The sequence below is a fragment of the Ensifer adhaerens genome, assembly GCF_002007205.1.
GTDB classification, from domain to species: domain Bacteria; phylum Pseudomonadota; class Alphaproteobacteria; order Rhizobiales; family Rhizobiaceae; genus Ensifer; species Ensifer adhaerens_D.
The window spans coordinates 190627-207709 of record NZ_LAZS01000001.1; the positions used below are offsets into that span (position 1 = coordinate 190627).

At 63.0% G+C, this 17083-nt stretch carries 14 protein-coding genes; 2 read left to right on the forward strand and 12 right to left on the reverse strand.

Going from position 1 to position 17083, the window contains the following annotated elements; all coding sequences use genetic code 11:
- Positions 1-131: 131 nt before the first annotated feature.
- Positions 132-1352: a lytic murein transglycosylase gene (locus XB14_RS00845; protein ID WP_077959738.1), complete on the reverse strand. Its 1221-nt coding sequence runs from the start codon at positions 1350-1352 to the stop codon at positions 132-134.
- Positions 1353-1750: 398 nt separating this feature from the next.
- Here XB14_RS00845 and galU point away from each other — a divergent pair, with 398 nt between their 5' ends.
- Complete coding sequence (galU, locus tag XB14_RS00850; protein WP_077959739.1) at positions 1751-2638, forward strand: UTP--glucose-1-phosphate uridylyltransferase GalU; 888 nt, start codon at positions 1751-1753, stop codon at positions 2636-2638.
- 77 nt (positions 2639-2715) lie between these two features.
- On the opposite strand, the gene XB14_RS00855 is transcribed toward galU, so the two are convergent.
- The 8 genes from XB14_RS00855 to XB14_RS00890 all read right to left on the reverse strand — a co-directional run bounded on the left by XB14_RS00855 (position 2716) and on the right by XB14_RS00890 (position 12272).
- A complete protein-coding gene (locus tag XB14_RS00855; RefSeq protein ID WP_077959740.1) occupies positions 2716-4179 on the reverse strand; it encodes an outer membrane beta-barrel protein in 1464 nt (487 codons plus the stop codon).
- A gap of 108 nt (positions 4180-4287) precedes the next feature.
- The gene (locus XB14_RS00860) at positions 4288-4746 is read right to left on the reverse strand and encodes an NfeD family protein (RefSeq protein WP_077959741.1); all 459 of its coding nucleotides are present in this window, start codon (positions 4744-4746) and stop codon (positions 4288-4290) included.
- A gap of 3 nt (positions 4747-4749) precedes the next feature.
- Positions 4750-5748, reverse strand: a complete 999-nt coding sequence (locus XB14_RS00865; protein ID WP_143348168.1) for an SPFH domain-containing protein — start codon at positions 5746-5748, stop codon at positions 4750-4752.
- A gap of 197 nt (positions 5749-5945) precedes the next feature.
- Complete coding sequence (gene hemH / locus XB14_RS00870) at positions 5946-6983, reverse strand: ferrochelatase (RefSeq protein ID WP_077959743.1); 1038 nt, start codon at positions 6981-6983, stop codon at positions 5946-5948.
- A gap of 116 nt (positions 6984-7099) precedes the next feature.
- Positions 7100-8974 carry a bifunctional metallophosphatase/5'-nucleotidase gene (locus tag XB14_RS00875; protein WP_077959744.1) on the reverse strand — a complete coding sequence of 625 codons (1875 nt, stop codon included), beginning with the start codon at positions 8972-8974 and terminating at the stop codon, positions 7100-7102.
- Positions 8975-9204: 230 nt separating this feature from the next.
- Entirely contained in the window at positions 9205-9576 is a 372-nt protein-coding gene (gene omp10 / locus XB14_RS00880; protein WP_077959745.1) for an outer membrane lipoprotein Omp10, read from the reverse strand.
- 173 nt (positions 9577-9749) lie between these two features.
- Positions 9750-11201, reverse strand: a complete 1452-nt coding sequence (locus tag XB14_RS00885; protein ID WP_077959746.1) for a homospermidine synthase — start codon at positions 11199-11201, stop codon at positions 9750-9752.
- A 192-nt stretch (positions 11202-11393) separates the two neighbouring features.
- Positions 11394-12272, reverse strand: coding sequence for a heme-dependent oxidative N-demethylase family protein (locus XB14_RS00890; RefSeq protein WP_077959747.1), 879 nt, complete (start codon positions 12270-12272; stop codon positions 11394-11396).
- Between the two features lie 146 nt (positions 12273-12418).
- Between XB14_RS00890 and XB14_RS00895 the strand changes: the two genes are divergently transcribed.
- Positions 12419-13369, forward strand: a complete 951-nt coding sequence (locus tag XB14_RS00895; protein WP_034806098.1) for a sensor domain-containing diguanylate cyclase — start codon at positions 12419-12421, stop codon at positions 13367-13369.
- Here the strand turns inward: XB14_RS00895 and XB14_RS00900 are convergent.
- From XB14_RS00900 to XB14_RS00910, 3 genes are read right to left on the reverse strand one after another with little or no spacing between them, the layout of a single operon-like run.
- Positions 13334-13966, reverse strand: a complete 633-nt coding sequence (locus tag XB14_RS00900) for an aminotransferase class IV family protein (protein WP_077959748.1) — start codon at positions 13964-13966, stop codon at positions 13334-13336. The two genes, XB14_RS00895 and XB14_RS00900, sit on opposite strands and share 36 nt — an antisense overlap.
- Positions 13963-15138, reverse strand: a complete 1176-nt coding sequence (locus XB14_RS00905) for an aminodeoxychorismate synthase component I (protein WP_077959749.1) — start codon at positions 15136-15138, stop codon at positions 13963-13965. The genes XB14_RS00900 and XB14_RS00905 overlap by 4 nt, the downstream gene beginning before the upstream one ends.
- A gap of 45 nt (positions 15139-15183) precedes the next feature.
- The gene (locus XB14_RS00910) at positions 15184-17043 is read right to left on the reverse strand and encodes a M3 family oligoendopeptidase (RefSeq protein ID WP_077959750.1); all 1860 of its coding nucleotides are present in this window, start codon (positions 17041-17043) and stop codon (positions 15184-15186) included.
- Positions 17044-17083: the final 40 nt, after the last annotated feature.

The window sequence follows — 17083 nt, forward strand, 5'->3', positions numbered from 1 at the left end:
TTCTCTGCCCCGTTCATCGCGCGCTCGGGCGGCCCTGCCGCTCCAAAGTTTCAGCGCGCCGCACGGGGGTGCAGCGCGCTTGGTCTATTGTATCTCACGGATATCGAGATCGTGAAACCGTTTCGAGTCTGCTAGTTGCGGAGCGCCCGCAGCAGCATCTGGGTCGGTTCGCCATCCGGTGCCAGCCCGTTCTTCGACTGGAACGCCTGGATCGCGGCCTTGGAGCCGGAGCCGAAGTTGCCGTCGACTTCGCCGCTGTAGTAGCCAAGCTCCTTCAGCCGGTTCTGCAGCTCGAACTTCTCGCTGATGTCAAGCGATCCGTCCGGACGCGGCCAGCGCTGCTGCATGCCCTGGTAGCCGGCGATCTGGTCTGCGAGCAGGCCGACGCCAAGCGCGTAGCTGTCCGACGCATTGTAGCGCTTGATGACGAAGAAGTTCTTGGTCATCAGGAAGCCGGGGCCTTGGCCACCGCTCGGCAGCTTGAGCTCGGCGCGCGTGCTACCGTTGCGGAAGCCCTTGCCGTTCGGCCGGGCAAAACCGAGCGACGCCCATTCCTTGAGCGTCTTCGTCTGGCCCGAATACTTCGCGGCGTTGGCCGGCGGGGCGACTTCGTAGCCCCAGGTCTCGCCCGGCTGCCAGCCATTTTTCTTCAGAAGGTTGGCGGCGGTCGCCAGCGCGTCTGGCACCGAGTTCCAGATGTCGCGGTGACCGTTTCCATCCGCATCGACCGCATAGAGCAGATAGCTCGTCGGGATGAACTGGGTGTGGCCCATGGCGCCCGCCCAGGAGCCGGTCAGCTCACGTGGGGTGATATCGCCCTTCTGCAGGATCTTGAGTGCGGCGATCAGCTGCTTCTTGGCATAGTTCGACCGCTTCGGGTCCGCATAGGCAAGCGTTGCGAGCGCGCGGGGCACATAGTGCAGGCGGTCATCCTTCTCCAGCACGGCGCCGTAGTTGGACTCCATCGACCAGATGGCCAGAAGAATGGTCTTGTCGACGCCGAAGTGTTTCTCCAGCGCGTTCAGCGTGCGGGCGTGCTTGGTCGCCATCTCCTGGCCGACGCGCTTGGTGTAGGGGTTCACGCGGGAATCGATATATTCCCAGATCTTGTGCTTGAACTCCGGCTGGTAGTTGGCCTTGTCGATCACCGTCTGGTCGGGCGACTTCACGCCGGCAAAGGCCTGGCGGTAGGTTGCCTTGGTGATGCCGGCCTGGGCGGCGGTCGCGTAAAACTCGTTGATCCAGTTCTGGAACCCGGTATCGGCGCGCGCAGGCGCAACGCCGAGCGTTGCGGCGGATAGGACGAGGGCGGCTGCGATATGACGGAAAAACGTCCTGCGGTTTCTGATCATCAGCTGTCGGTTCCGTTTCTCTGCGGAGCTTCGGCCGTCATGGCCCGAATCATTCCGCAAGGTGGCAGTCTGGGGCCAGCCTGGACGGTGGGGGCAGTCGTCGGCGGCTCCTGTTTCGGATCCGGCCGCGCTTGTTGCATTGCCGGATTGCAACGAATCTACAGAAACGTGGTCAACAAACCCTTTACCATGAAAATGTGGTGGCGTCTTCGGCCACAGAAAATGTCAAGCCTTGGTCGTGGAGTTCGCATATGCATTTGTTCCGTCGGTTCATGCTGTGTTCAGCTGACGGCATAGAGATTGCGGCTCCATTACGGAGCGCTGTATGGTTCTGGACAAATGGACGTCCGGAACCGTTCGGCAAGAGTTATGAGTGAAATCCTTTCAAGGAGGTATCGATGACCGACAAGCGTAAAGTCCGCAAAGCCGTGTTCCCGGTCGCGGGACTGGGCACACGTTTCCTGCCGGCGACCAAGGCCGTGCCGAAGGAAATGCTGACGGTGGTGGACAAGCCGGTCATTCAATATGTGGTCGACGAAGCGCTGGAAGCCGGTATCGAGCATCTGATCTTCGTGACCGGCCGCAGCAAGGCGGTGATCGAGGACTATTTCGACATCCAGGTCGAACTCGACCAGACGCTCCGCGAGCGCAACAAGAAGGCCGAGATCGCCCTGCTCGACGGCATCCTGCCGAAGGCCGGCACCACCAGCTTCACCCGCCAGCAGGCGCCGCTCGGCCTCGGCCACGCGGTCTGGTGCGCCCGTGATCTCGTCGGCAACGAGCCTTTCGCGCTGCTCCTGCCCGATATGATCATGAAGGGTGAGAAGGGCTGCCTCAAGGGCATGGTCGAGCTCTATGAACAGAGCGGCGGCAACGTCATCGCCGTGGAAGAGTGCGCGCCGGACCAGGCCCACAAGTACGGTATCGTCGGCGTCGGCGACAAGGTTGGCGACGGCTTCAAGATCACCAAGATGGTCGAGAAGCCGGCACCGGGCACGGCACCCTCCAACTTCTTCATCAACGGCCGCTACATCCTGCAGCCGGAGATCTTCCCGATCCTCGAAAAGCAGGAGCGCGGCGCCGGCAACGAGATCCAGCTGACCGACGGCATGCTGAAGCTTTCCGACAACCAGCAGTTCGCCGCCTACCACTTCCGTGGCGATACCTATGACTGTGGCGCCAAGGACGGCTTCATCCTGGCAAACGTCGCCTTTGCGCTGGAACGCGGCGACATCCGCCCGACCGTCGAAGGTCCGCTGAAGAGCCTGCTCGGCGCCCTGAAGTAACCGGTTTCTTCTCAAAGGCAGGAAAGGCCGCGTCCATCGGGCGCGGCCTTTTTTCATGCCTGGGCGAAGGGATCGCCTCAGCGGCGCAGCGTCAATCCGACGCCGACGCGGGTGATGTCCGTCGTGTCGCCGCGATCGCGGGTCGTGCGCTCGTAGCTGACGTCACCAGTCAGCGCCAGGTAGCGGTTGATGTCGTAGGTCAGGCCCGCGCCGGTCCGCCATGTGGTTTCGTCAGACGAGCGGGCGTTCGAGGGGTAGTTGCGCAGCGTCAGGCTGTTCGTCAGCCGCGCGACCAGATCCGAGCGCATCTGGTGGGTGATGATGTTGGTGAGGTTGTAGTCGATCGAGCCCGCATCGCCCGGCGTCGTCGACGGGTTGAGGTCGGTCGATAGCGCAAAGAGCACGTCGGTGCCGCGTTGCGGCGACCAGTTGAGGCGGCCGTCGACCGACAGGCCGCTAAGGTCTCCGAGCCGGCCATCCTCGAAATTGTAAGTCTCGTAGCCGAGGCCGAGCTCGCCGTAGAGTTTCTCGCCGAGGTCAAGCTCGATGCCGCCGCGTGTCGCATAGGTCTGGTAGGAGCGCTCGAAGCCGAGCGGATCCTCGCGCAGATCGTAGAGCGACTTGCCGACCGAGGCCTCGATGAACGGGATCAGCGCCGGAGACAGTTCGTAGCCGACGCGCGCCGTCAGCGTGCCGGTGTTGCGGTTTCGATATTTGACCGACAGGTTCGTGCCGTTTTCCAGCTCGACATCGCCATAGGTGCGCCGGTCGAAGTCGATGCCGACCGAACCGCGGATCAGGCCGAAGTCGCGCTCGATCGCCGTGCCGAGGCGATAGGTGTTGACCGCGGATTGTTCCTTGGCGTTGGAAATCGCGTTCGGATCGTCGGCGTCCTCGCGCTCGAAGCTGTAGCCGGCGCGCAGACGCGCGACCGTCTCGTCCCAGAGATCGAGCCGCAGTTCGGCATCGACATTGGCGCGCGGCTCTTCCTCGCCCTCGCCGGAGATGTTGTTCTGCAGCACGCCGTCGCCGGTGACGGTCAGCTGGTGGCGCGACCAGTCCGAGGTCAAGGTGCCACGGATTCCTGTTTCGAGATAGCCGCGGTTGGTCTTGGTGTCGCCGTCCTTGCGCCATTCGTGGTTGATCGTCTCGCTGACGCTCGGGCGCAGCGTGAAAGTGCCGATGCGGATACCCGGGGCGCGATCGTATTCGGGGTTGTAGGTCCGCAGCCTGAGGCCGTCGATCGTCGGCTCGCGCTGGTTCAGGCGGAGGTAATCCTCGTTTGAAGCCGGCGTCAGGTCGTCGGCGCTGACGGCGCCGGTGGTCTGCGGATCGGTGATCGCGGCCGTCGTGGCCGGGACGGCCGAAGGCGTGCCACCCGTGGAATAGGCCGTCGTGGGCGCAGTCGAGGCGGGTGCGGTCGTGGCGGTCTGGGCGTTCAAGGATGCGGGGGCAAGCATCGCCGTGCCGGCCAGCAGCAACGCCAGCGACATCGAACGCCGCGCGCCTCCTTTGATCGAGCGAGATGAGCCTGGCACCATATGCCGTTTGTCCACGAGCCTGATTGCAATCCTTTCGCAATCGTAAAGCGACGTGGTTAAGCAATCGTTTCCAAGCGGCAAAAACGTCGTGGCATCAGCCGCTTGCGGTCACGCGGTTTCGACGGTCAGGTTCCTGCCGTGGGTGGAAACGACGCGCACCCTTGTGCCGGCCGGCAGGTCCGGTCCCTCGACGATCCAGAACGTGTCGTCGAGCCGGATGCGCCCGCGGCCCTCGGCGATCGGTTTTTCCAGCACTGCCGTGCGGCCGACGAGGCTTTCGGCGCGCTGGTTCAAAAGCGGCTCGTCACTGGTTTCGGACGTGGAGAGAACGAAGCGGCGACCAAGCAGAACGGCCGCCACCGAGAGCAGTGCGAACAGCACGAGCTGAACCTGCCAAATCCAGAAGCTGGCCTCCCAGAGGAGGAGGGACAGGATGCCGACGACCAGGGCGGCGACGCCGATCCAGATCAGGAACACGCCGGGCGCGACGAGCTCGGCGGCTAGAAGCACGAAGCCCAGGACCCACCAGCTCCAGGGCCCGAGTTCTTGAATGGCGCGTTCGATCATCGCCTACTTCCCTTGCGAGGGATCGGCCGGGAAGGCCGGCGTGGTGCGCGGCGTCGACTGGCGCGGGCGGGCTGCGGGGGCCGTCTGGCTGTCGCCAAAGACTTCCTTGGCGATGGCGCCGATGCCGCCGAGCGAACCGATGAGGGCTGAGGCCTCCATCGGCATCAGTACGATCTTCTGGTTGTTGGCGGTGCCGATCGAGGCGAGCGCTTCGGTGTATTTCTGCGCGACGAAGTAGTTGATCGCCTGCACGTCGCCGGCGGCAATGGCCTCCGAGACCATCTTCGTCGCCTTGGCCTCGGCCTCGGCCAGACGCTCGCGCGCTTCGGCGTCGCGGAAGGCTGCTTCGCGCTGACCCTCGGCCTGCAGGATCGCCGACTGCTTGGCGCCTTCGGCGCGCAGAATCTGGGCGTTTCTCGCACCTTCGGCTTCGAGCACCTGCGCGCGCTTTTCGCGCTCGGCCTTCATCTGCCTGGCCATGGCGTCGACGAGATCCTTCGGCGGCGCGATGTCCTTGATCTCGACGCGGGTGATCTTGATGCCCCAGGGGCTGGCGGCTTCGTCGACGACGTGCAGCAATCTGTCGTTGATCGTGTCGCGGTTGGACAGAAGCTCATCGAGATCCATCGAGCCCATGACCGAGCGGATATTGGTCATCGTCAGGTTGAGGATGGCGTTTTCCAGATGGGCAACCTGGTAGGCGGCCTGCGCTGCGTTCAGGATCTGGTAAAAGGCGACCGCATCGGCCGAGACGCTGGCATTGTCCTTGGTGATGACTTCCTGTGTCGGAACGTCGAGCACCTGTTCCATCACATTCATCTTGGCACCGATCCGGTCGATGAAGGGAACGATCAGGTTGAGACCGGGTTCCAGCGTTTTCGTGTAACGGCCGAAGCGTTCGATCGTATAGCGGTAGCCCTGGGGCACCGTCTTGATCCCCATGAAGAGGACCAGGATGATGAGCACCACGAAGCCAATGACGACGATATCCATTCCGCCCAAGACATACCCCCTTAAATTGCAATCTCGACCTGTGGCTGCAGTCTAGCGTATTCCGTTTGCCTTCGGAATCGGTTTTCCGCGGATTGCGCGTAAATTCAAAATGTTAGAATGCCGCACTCACCGGTGGGCGAGGGCGCGACTCTTTCATCTTGAGGCGGTGATCAGGGCGTCGTTTTCAAGCGCGGCTCGCTCTGAAATCAGAGCCAGCCGGCAAGCTCCCGGCGCACGACGTGTTCGAGCACGGCCATGCCTTCGGCGCTGTCGTTCAGACAGGGGATGTGGGTGAACTTTTCGCCGCCATTGTGGTGGAAGCTTTCGGCTGCCTGTTCGGCAATCTCTTCCAGCGTTTCCAGACAGTCGGAGACGAAGCCGGGATTGAGGACGGCGATGCGCTTGACGCCATCCTGGGCGAGCTTCTCCACGGTCTTGTCGGTATAGGGCTGCAGCCATTCCTCAGGCCCGAAACGCGACTGGAAGGTGACCTGCAGCTTGTCCTTCGACCAGCCGAGTTTTTCGCGCAGCAGGCGCGCCGTCTTCTGGCACTGGCAGTAATAGGGGTCGCCCTTGTCGAAATAACTCTTCGGGATGCCGTGGAAGGAAGTCAGAACCACTTCCGGTTCCCAGTCGAGCCTCGCGAGGTGCCGCTCGATCGAGGTCGCCAGCGCGTCGATATAGACGGGGTCGTCATGATAGGGCGGAACGGTGCGCAGCGCCGGCTGCCAGCGCATCTTCAGAAGCGCCTCGAAGGCCTTGTCGTTGACAGTGGCCGTGGTGGCGGCGGCATATTGCGGATAGAGCGGGAAGACGAGGATGCGTTCGCAGCCGGCCTTCTGTAGCACGTCCATGCGCGAAGCGATCGACGGCTGGCCGTAGCGCATGCCCCAGTCGACGATCACGTTAGGCTGGTTGGCGAAGGACTTGGCCATCAGTTCGGCCTGGTTGCGGGTGTAGGTCCTGAGATAGCTTTCGTTCAGGTCCTTGTTCCAGATCGTCTCATAGGCCTTGCCGACCTTGCCCGGACGGGTGTTGAGCACAATGCCGAACAGGATCGGGTACCAGAACAAGCGCGACCACTCGATCACCCGGCGGTCGGTCAGGAACTCCTTCAGGTAGCGGCGCATCGAGGTGTAGTCGGTGCCATCGGGCGTGCCGAGATTGACCAGCAGGATACCGACCTTTCCGGATTTGACGGAAGGGTGGTTGGCAGGGGTGGTCACGGCAAGCTGATCGGTCATCTTGGTCCTCGTCGGTCCCGTTCAATCGGGACACTGCTTTCGGTTTCAAATCCTTCTAAAAAGAAAAGCCGGCGCGGGGAAGCCCGCGCCGGCTCGGAAAGTAGAGGCAAATTGTCTTACTTTGCCGGAATCTCCAGTTCGGTGCCGACATGCAGGTGGCGCGGCGCCGGCTTGCCGTTGGCCTCGGAGATCTTTGCCCAGAGCGCGCCGTCGCCATAGAAGGCCTTGGCGAGATCCCAGAGCGTGTCGCCCTTGGCGATCACGTGCTTCTGCGGGCCGCTCGCTGCCGCCGTGCCGCCGGCGGTTGCCGCCGGCTGGGCTGCCGTGGCGTCGGCGGCAGGCTTTGCTTCCGCTGCCGGCTCCGCCGTCGCGGCACCGGCCACTGAGGCGACCTCGGTGATGCGGCCGTCGGTATAGGGCTTGAACGGCTGGTGAGCGGCGAGGTAGTCGGCAAGCACCGTTTCGAGGCCCGGACCGTAGTCGTAGGCGTTTTCACCCTTTTCCTTGAAGACGTCGTAACCGTCGCCGCCATTGCGCATGTAGTTGTTGGTGACCAGCGAATAGGTCTTGGCCGGGTCGAGCGGGACGTAAGCTTCGCCTTCCTTCACCTCGACCGAGACGACGCGGCTGCCGACCGGCTTCGACTTGTCGAAGGAGAACTTCATGCCGGCCACCTGCGGGAACCGGCCGCCGCCTTCCTCAAGCTTGCTGAGACCGTTTTCCAGCGCTTCGCGAATGCCGTCGCCCTTGATCTGGAAGGTCGCAACCGTGTTCTGGAACGGCAGGACGGTGATGGCTTCGCCCATCGAAACGTCGCCAGCGTCGATCGACGCGCGCAAACCGCCGCCGTTGGTGATCGCGATGGTCACGCCCTGGCCCTTGACGCGGTCGAGCATGGCGTCGGTGAGCAGGCTGCCCATCTCGCACTCTTTGGCGCGGCAATTTTCACGCGAGCCGTCGATCGGCGCCTCGGTCTTGGCGATGATCTTCGAGCGCAGTTCCTCGATCGGCTTGCCGAGTTCGGCGACGCGCGCCAGCACCGCCTCATCCGGCTTGACCGAGCTGTCGACCAGGATCGGGTCGCCCTTGGCGGCCTTGACCACGCCCTTGTCGTCGAAGGTGACGACGAGGTCGCCGAGATACTTGGTGTAGGAGCCGGCCTGGACGACCGGAACCTTGTAGCCGCCGGGGTTGTCGACCATCGTCGGGTAAGGACCCTCAGCTTTTGCATCGGTGTTGGAGAGCAGGCTGTGCGAGTGGCCGCCGACGACGACGTCGACATCCGGAATCTTGGCGATCGCCGCGAGGTCGCGCGGATAGCCGACGTGGGTCAGCGCAATGATCTTGTCGACGCCCTGCTTCTTCAGCTCCTCGACGGCCGCCGTCGTGGTGGCGACGTCGTCGCCGATCAGGATGTCCGGGCCGGGGGAGGAGAGTTCCGGCGTGTCGTTGGCGACCGCGCCGACGATGCCGACCTTCTGGCCGCCGACGTCGAGCACGATCGACGGCTTGATGCGGTCGCCGATCTTCGATTTTTGGCTCGGCAGCACGTTGGCGGTGACGACCGGGAAGGCGATCTTGTCGAGGAAGCCGGCAAGGCCATCCTCGCTCTCGTCGAACTCATGGTTGCCGACGGTCATCGCGTCGAACTTCATGAGGTTGAGGAATTCTGCTTCCGCCAGGCCCTTGTAGGTGGTGAAGAACAGCGAGCCCTGGAAGTTGTCGCCGGCATTCAAGAGCAGCACGTTCTTGCCCGAGAGATCCTGACGCTTCTGGTCGATCAGCGCCTTCAGGCGCGCGACGCCGCCGAAGCACTCGTTCTTGCCTTCCTCTTCCGCCGAGCAGGTGGAATCGAACTTGTTGATCGACTCGATGCGGGAATGAAGGTCGTTGATATGCAGGATGTTCAACTCATAATCGGCGAAGGCAGCGCCCGAGGAAAGGGCAAGAATGGACGCGGTCATCAGGCCGGTCCGCACGTGTCTGATCATGATGTTCTCCTGTTTTGCCGGTTGTCGTCCGACCGCATCCGGTCCGTCGAAACGGATCCGGTCCCCACGGTCGGGGTGGCTTTGCCGGGCCGGATGTTTTCATCACTTGAAGGCGACTTCAAGCGCTAAAACCATGCCCTGGTTGTCGGGTTTACCGTTAAGGTTAAGTCGTGGCCCGCAAACGAAAAAAGCCTCCGGGGGGAGGCTTTTGCAATTTCGTGTTTTCTGTTTTAGCCGCGACGCGCGAGCGAGAACTGTGCCCCGGCGTCGGTGGTGCAGTTGAGCTGGTTCTGCGTGACCAGCGCACAAGCGACCTTGGACTGGGTGTTGCGCACCAGCGAGGTCATGTTGATCTCGACAAGCGTCGGGCTCGTCTTGACGTAGTTGCCCGAGGCGAGCAGCTGGTTGGTATCGGTCGTGCGGGTGGAGAAGGTGCCGCCGGCAAACGTCGAGACGATGCCGTTCGGGTCCACCCAGGAGCCTTCGACGCCGGAGGCCTGGCGCGCCGGCTGTCCACCCTCATCGATGATCCGTGGCGACGACTGGCAGGAGGCGAGCGCCGCCGCGGTTGCGAGAAGGGTCAGAACGGCGAATGGCTTCATAGGCGATTTCCCCCGCGTTTGGGTCGAGCGGATTGTTTCATTCCGGCAGACCATGCCGCGATCATGAGTTGAAAGCAAGAGCGGCGGGCTGCAGCCTCGGGCTTTTCCGCCAGAGATGAAAAGGCCCGGGGCACGTTCGTGTCCCGGGCCGGATGACGTTTCGCGTCAAAAGCTTAGCGAACGAGGATATTCTTGAACTGCCACGGATCCTTGGTGTCGATGTCCTCGGGGAACAGGCCCGGGCGACCGTCGAGCGGGGTCCAGTCGGTGTAGTGACCCTCGACCGGGCCGAGGTACTGCAGCTGCACTTCGAGGCACCGCTTGTAGTCCATCTCGTCGGCTTCGACGATGCCGGCCTTCGGGTTCTCGAGAGCCCAGACCATGCCGGCGAGAACGGCCGAAGTCACCTGCAGGCCGGTCGCGTTCTGGTAAGGCGCGATGCGGCGGGTTTCTTCCAGCGACAGGCGCGAACCGAACCAGTAGGCGTTCTTGTCGTGGCCGTAGAGCAGCACGCCGAGTTCGTCGACGCCGTCGACCAGTTCCTTTTCGTCAAGCACGTGGTGCACCGGCTGGGCATTGCCGCCGTTGCCGAACATTTCGTGCAGCGACAGAACGGCGTCGTTGGCCGGATGGTAGGCATAGTGGCAGGTCGGGCGATAGGTGACTTCGCCGTCCTTGTCGCGAACCGTGAAGAAGTCGGCGATCGAGATCGCCTCGTTGTGGGTCACGAGGAAGCCATACTGCGGGCCGGGGGTCGGGCACCAGGTGCGCACGCGGGTGTTGGCGCCCGGCTGCTCCAGGTAGATCGCCGCTTTGCAGCCCTTCTTGTGTTTCTTGGCGTTCTTCGGCATCCAGTTTTCATGGGTGCCCCAGCCGAGTTCTGCCGGCTGCAGGCCCTCGGAGATGAAGCCTTCGACCGACCAAGTGTTCCAGAAGGTGTTGAACGGCTTCGGGTTCTTGGTGCGCTGGGTGTCGCGTTCGGCGATGTGCACGCCCTTGACGCCGACCTTCTTCATCAGCTTGGCCCAGCCTTCGCGGTCGTCCTGATGCGGCTCTTCGTACTTCACGCCAAGGTCGTTGGCGAGGTTCAGGAGGCCCTGCTTGACGAACCAGGAAACCATGCCGGGGTTGGCGCCGCAGGTGGAAACCGCGGTCGTGCCGCCCGGGTTCTTTTCCTTTTCCTTGCGCACGGTTTCGCGCAGCGCATAGTTGGTGCGCTCGGAATTGTCCATTTCGGCGTCGAAGTAGAAGCCGAGCCACGGCTCGACGACCGTGTCGACGTAGAGCACGTCGAGCTTGCGGCACATCTTCATCAGGTCGAGCGAGCCGGTGTCGACCGACAGGTTGACGCAGAAGCCCTGGCCTTCGCCTTCCGTCAAGAGCGGCTTCAGCAGTTCCTTGTAGTTGTCCTTCGTCACATGCGCGCGAACGTGACGTACGCCATGCCGTTCGAACAGCTCGTTGTCGGCAGCGTCCTCACGGGGCTCGACCACGATCAACCGGTTCTTGTCGTATTTGAAGTGGCGCTCGATCAGCGGCAACGTGCCGCGACCGATCGAGCCGAAACCGATCATCACGATCGGACCGGTGATCTCGCCATAAACCGGATAGGTGGTATCTGCCATTTTTGTCTTACTCCTGAGAAAACTTCCCTGTGGCGGTGGGTAACTAAGCATGAGGAAGCGGCTGTGGCCGCTGTTCTGGCTCGTATGAGTGTGCCGAAACGGCCGCAATGCCCGTGGGGCACGCGGCGCTGTAGAGCATAGATTGCTGTCACAATAAAGAGCGGGAAGGTCAACCGCTATTTCAGGGTGTGCTTAACCGGCGATCGATTGCAGGGCCGCGATCAGCCCGTCCCGCTTGCTGACAAGCCCCTTGTAGGCGGCCTGCGGCAAGGTCAGGGCGCGCAACTGCTCGATGAAGGATGAGGCCAGGGCTGCGGCATCCGGCCGGTTGCGCAGCATTGCGAGCGGGTCCGAATAGATGCGGATGGTGAAGACGAGCGCGCCGGTCTCCGGCAGCTTGCGCAGCGTCTGCCGCTCGATGCGGATGAAGGTCCGCTCCTCGGTCATCTCGATCGCGCCGGCGGCAAGACCCTCGGATTTCGATTTCGGCAGGTGCAGCGCGCCGTCGACATTGACCGCCCAGTTGAAGCGCTCGACGAAACGGCCCGGCGGCAGATTGTCGAACATGCGGGCAATCAGTTCGGCATTGCGGGTGCCATGCTCGAAGCCCGGGACCGGACCATGGATCTCGTTCATGGTGCGGCCGTATTTTTCGGCGAGCGACCAGGAGGAGGGAAAGGCGACATAGGCGGCGTTGAGGCGCCAGCCGTCGTCGGTCCTTTGCATGATGGCCAGATCGTCCTGGACGAGGGATCCGGCGACGGCCAGCGGCACATCCCCTGCAAGGGGCACGGGCGCGCCGCCGACGATCATGCGGTCGCCGTCCCGGCGGTACACTGCAGGATATGTGGCGGGCAGGTAGTCGATCAAGACGCCGAGCAGTTCGCGCTGGGCGCGTTCCGTGCCCTCCGCCGCTGCATAAACCGCGTCCCGATCCTCTGCGAGCAGACGCGCCTTTTCGTCCAGATAGTACCGCAACTGGTCGTCAGGCTCGATCCAGCGATCGGGATCAAGTTGCGCTAGGCCGATGGTGAAAGGTTTTGAAGAACCGTCGTAGGGCGTATGCTTCATGCGGAGCGGCCGGTCCAGGCTGTGATTTAACCATATTCCCTATCGTTTCGCACGGTGGAAAGCTTGTCACAAGCGCTTCGTGCTATAGCTACGGTAGAAGCATCCGCTTCGCGCCATGATTGATAGTTCCGGAGGCGTGACAGACCGTGACCGGTAGTCATCTCAAGGCCCTTGCGGCCCTACAGAGTAAAACACCCGTGCTGATCGCACTTTATGATCAGCACGATCGACTGCGTTTTGCCAATCCGGCATTCCGCGCCGCCTACCATGTCGGTCCGGACGAGAGCCCGACCTGGGAAGAGATCATGCGTCGGAACCATGCCGCCGGACAGGGCACGATCCTGAAGTCGGAAGACATCGATGCCTGGATCGCCTCGACATTGCACCGGCGCGGCAAGGTGCCGTTCCGCGCCATGGAAACGGACCTGCACGACGGTCGCTGGCTGTGGATGACGGAGACGGTGGATGCGGATGGCTGCATGCTGTGCATCGCCGTCGACGTCACGACGATCCATGCGGAAGAACGGGAACTGCGCCAGGACCGCGACTTTGCGCTTCGGGCCGCCCAGGTCGACGAGCTGACGAGCGTGCCCAACCGCCGCTACACGATGGGCCGTCTCACCGAGTTCATCGCCAACTGCGCCGAGAACCCGCATATGTGGGGCTGTGTCGCGATCATCGATATCGATTACTTCAAGGCGATCAATGACCGCCACGGGCACCAGCGCGGCGACGAGGTTTTACTCGACTTTGCGCGCCAGATGCAGGAATTCGTGCGCCGTTCGGACTGCTTCGGCCGGATTGGCGGCGAGGAATTCATGCTCATCCTGCCTGATACAACCATCAGCGAGGGCCACCGCATTCTCGATCGTCTGCTCGAACGGGTGCGCAATTCCCGCCCGCTCGAGAACATCCCGGAGTTCTTCTACACCTGTTCGGTCGGGGTTGCGGAGTATCGCGACGGGGACACGGTCAGCGACCTCTATGCGCGCGCCGATCAGGCGCTCTACCTCGCCAAGCGCGATGGACGGGACCAGGTCAGGCGCCACACGCTTCCCGGCTCAGACCAGGAGGTTCACCCGGATCAGGCCCCGTAGCGAGTTGCCGAGATAAAGGTCGCCGCGGGCGAGGTCGTTAAGCGAAAGCCGCGCGACGCGCGCGCGCCTCTGGCAGATGAGTTCGGTGCGCAGCACGCCGGCAAGCAGGCCGCAGGCGATCGGCGGCGTCTTGAGGATGCCGCTGCCGTCGTCGAGGAAGACGGAGGTGATCGTGCCTTCGCACACCTCACCTTTCTCGTTAAGCAGCAGAACCTCGTCTGCCGCGTCAGGCGTGAATTCGGCGCGTGCGGCTTCATAGGCGGCGCGGCGGCTGGTCTTGTAGCGCAGCAGCGGGTCGCTCGAATTGAGCCGGATGGCGGCAATCCGCACCCGCCAGACCGCATCTTCGGGTAGCGGCGCGAAGGGAGCGGTCTTCACTTCGATGCGGCCGTCCGGGAAAAGCTCGAGGCGCACGCGAAGCGCGGTTCCTGCGTCGCCGGCCTTGACCGCCGCAAGCAGTGCTGCTTGCGCGGCATCGGCGCCGGACATGCCGAGACGACGGGCGGACCGGACCAGCCGGGCGAGGTGCAGGCGCAAGCGGATGAAACCGGCTTCGGGCTCGTAGCGCAGGGTTTCGATCAGCGAGAAATCCGTCATTGCGCGATCCGGCCGCCGAGCGCGATCCTGTCGTCGCCGATGGCGAAGCGGGCCTTCAAGAGGCACTCCTCGTATTCGGATTGGGCGGTGCTGTCGAAGACGATACCGCCGCCGACATTGAAGACGGCATCGCCATTTTCGAAGAGCGATATCGTCCGGATCGCGACGCTGAACCGCATGACGCCGTTCGGCGCGATGAAACCGATGGCGCCGCAATAGGCGTCGCGTGGACCGTCTTCCAGGTCGTGCAGGATTTCCATGGCGCGCATCTTCGGCGCCCCGGTGATGGAGCCACAGGGGAAGAGTGCGGCGAAAATGTCCTTGAGGGTGATGTCGGGCAGAAGTTTCGCCCGGACGTGGCTCACCATCTGGTGCACGGTCGGATAGGTCTCGATGTCGAAGAGCTTGGGGACGCTGAGCGTGCCGACCTCGGTGATGCGCGAGATGTCGTTGCGCAGGAGGTCGACGATCATCCGGTTCTCGGCCTGGGTCTTTTCGTCGGCGCGCATGGCCGCGATGATCTCGGCGTCTTCGGCGGCCGTCGCGCCGCGCTTGGCCGTGCCCTTCATCGGGTGGGTTTCGATCCAGCCGTCCGCATCGACGCGGAAGAAAAGCTCCGGCGAGCGCGACAGGAGCACCGGTCCATCAAGGGCGACGAGCGCACCGTATTTGACCGGCTGCCGGTCAATGAGCGACCAGAAGGCCGCGCGTGGGTCGCCCGACCAGCGCGCACGGATCGGCATCGTCAGGTTCGCCTGGTAACAATCGCCCTTTCGCAGATGCTGGTGCAGGCGGTCGAAACGCTCCTGGTAGGTATCGAAGTCCCAGCCGGCGCGCGGCTCGCTCAAAAAGGGCTCGTTCTCGGTGCGCCGCTGCTGCTCGGCGAGGGGGTGGTCTTCGCTCGGCGCATCGAAGATGCCGAAGGACATCAGCGGCGTTTCGCGATCTTCCTCGGCGAAGCCTGCGAGTTTCTCCTCGAAGAGATGCCCGGCCTCATAAGACATGAAGCCGGCGATCCATTTGCCGGATTTGTGCGCGCGTTCAAGCTCCGCAAGGCCGCGGACAAATTCCGCCTTGGTGCGGGCGGTTATGACGTGCGAAGGCGATGCGAAAACCGTCGTGCGGTTTTCGCTGTCGTCCCGGAACAGCACATAGGGTGCGGTGTCACTCATAAAGTCGTCTTGTCGATCGCGCCGCGATCCGGATTGTTACCCGGATCAGGCCTTATCAAGTGCCTCGAGTTCGTCGATGAGCCCTTCGATCATCGACAGTCCCTGTGCCCAGAACGACGGATCGGTGGCATCGAGGCCGAAGGGGGCGAGCAGTTCCGAATGGTGCTTGGTGCCGCCGGCCTTCAGAAGCTCGAAATACTTGTCCTGGAAGCCCTGCTCGGCGTTCTGGTAAACGGCGTAGAGCGAGTTCACCAGGCAGTCGCCGAAGGCATAGGCATAGACGTAGAAGGGCGAATGGATGAAGTGGGGGATGTATGCCCAATAGGTCTCGTAGCCCTCGGAGATGCGGATCGCCGGGCCGAGGCTCTCGTTCTGCACCGACAGCCACAGCTTGCCGATATCGTCGGCCGTCAGTTCACCCTCCTTGCGGGCAGTGTGCACCTTGCGCTCGAACTCGTAGAAGGCGATCTGGCGCACGACCGTGTTGATCATGTCCTCGACCTTCTGGGAGAGCATGGCCTTGCGCTCGCTCTTGTCCTTCGTCTGGTCGAGTAGCGCTCTGAACGTCAGCATCTCGCCGAAAACGGATGCGGTTTCGGCCAGCGTCAGCGGGGTGGAGGCCATCAGCGCGCCCTGGCCGCCGGCGAGCACCTGGTGCACGCCGTGGCCGAGTTCGTGGGCGAGCGTCATCACGTCGCGCGGTTTGCCCATGTAGTTGACGAGCACGTACGGGTGGGCAGAGGGCACCGTCGGATGGGCGAAGGCGCCCGGCGCCTTTCCGGGCCGCACCGGCGCGTCGATCCAGCGCTCGTCGAAGAAGCGACGGGCGATATCAGCCATTTCCGGAGCGAAGTCATTATACGCGGAGAGCACCGTGTCCTTGGCCTCGTCCCAGGAGATCAGCGCGTTCGGGGTTTCCGGCAGCGGCGCGTTGCGGTCCCAGAAATCCATCTGTTCCATGCCGAGCCACTTTGCCTTCAGCGAATAGTAGCGATGCGACAGGCGCGGATAGGCGGACTTGACCGCTTCGGCGAGCGCGTCGACGACCTCGCGCTCGACGCGGTTGGCCAGGTGCCGGCTGTCGGCGATGTCCTTGAAGCCGCGCCAGCGATCGGAGATTTCCTTGTCCTTGGCCAGCGTGTTGGTGATCAGCGTGAAGGTGCGGATATTGGCCTTGAAGGTTTCGGCCAGCGCCATCGCCGCCTTCTTGCGAACGTCGCTCGACGGGTCCTGCAACAGGTTGAGGGTGACCTCGAGCGGCAGCGCTTCACCGTCGATATTGAAAGTCAGGCTCGCCATCGTCTCGTCGAACAGCCGGTTGAAGGCGGCGGCACCCGTCATCGATTTTTCCAGGAAAAGCTGCTCCAGCTTGTCGTCGAGCTGGTAGGGCTTGTCCATGCGCAGGTCGGTCAGCCAGGGCTTGTAGTGGGCGGCAAGCACATCGTTTTCGAGCGCCTTGTCGAGGATCGCGTCGTCGATCCGGTTCAGTTCCAGCGAGAAGAACAGGAGATGCGCCGACATGTCGGTGAGCTTTGACTGTACGTCGCCGTAAAGCTTGCCGTTTTCGGGCTTCGAGGTGTCGGAGAAATAGGTGAGACCGGCAAAGGAGGCGAGGCGGCCCATGATGTCTTCGAGCGCTTCGAATTCCCGCACGGCAGCGCCGATGCCCGCGTCGCCGCTTTTCGTCGCCGCGTCGGCCAGCTTGCCCTTCCACTTGGCCTCGAAGGCGATCGCGTCGGCATCGGCCTTCTTCAGGTCGCTGCGAAACGCATCCGAGGAAGCGGAGGGATAGAGGTCCTCCAGCCGCCAGGAGGGCAGGTCACCGAGGTCGGCAGCGGCGCCATGGCTCTGGCCGGCGGCGGCGCGGACAACGAATTGCTCGGGGGCGAGGGGGCGGAAGGTCATCGTCGGATTTCTCTCGTTCGTGACAGGAAGAGGCAAGCGA